General features: G+C 76.9%; 1 protein-coding gene. It reads right to left on the bottom strand.

Annotated elements, in window-relative coordinates:
- On the bottom strand, positions 1-636 hold a 636-nt coding region (locus EAO77_RS36330), incomplete at both ends, for an alcohol dehydrogenase catalytic domain-containing protein (RefSeq protein WP_147992561.1).

Genomic DNA, 636 nt, shown 5'->3' with positions numbered 1-636 from the left:
GCCGGCGCGCAGCCCGGCCCGGTCCACCAGCCCGTAGTAGGCGGTCGCGTACGCCACGGGCACGGACGCCGCCTCGGTGAACGACCATGCGTCGGGGATCCGGGCGAGGAGCCCCGCGTGGGCGACGGCCACCGGACCGAAGGAGTCCATCACGATGCCGAAGACCCGGTCGCCGGGCGCGAGGTCCGTGACGTCCGCCCCGGTCTCCAGCACCACGCCGGCCGCCTCGGCGCCCAGGGGCGCCTCCTGCGGGTAGAGGCCGAGCGCGATCAGCACGTCGCGGAAGTTCACGCCCGCCGCACGGACCGACAGCCGCACCTCGCCGGGGGCGAGCGGACGGCGGGCGTCACCGGGGGCGACCTGCACGCCGTCCAGGGAGCCCTTGCGGGCGACGGCCAGCCGCCACGCGTCGTCGGCGACGGCCGGAGCCGCGCCCAGGCGCGGTGCGAACAGCTCGCCCTCCCGCACGGCGAGCTGCGGCTCGCCGGTCTCCAGGAGCGCGCCCCAGTCCGGCTCGTCGCCGGACAGGTCGGCCTCGGGTATCAGGTCGAGGTCGGGGTCACGGTGGACGTCGACCAGGAGGATGCGGTCCGGGTGCTCGGACTGGGCGCTGCGCAGCAGACCCCACACGGCGGC

Source organism: Streptomyces sp. T39, from assembly GCF_008042045.1.
Lineage (GTDB): Bacteria > Actinomycetota > Actinomycetes > Streptomycetales > Streptomycetaceae > Streptomyces.
The sequence above is the reverse complement of the archived record's forward strand: the minus strand, read 5'-3'. Positions and strand labels throughout refer to the sequence as shown.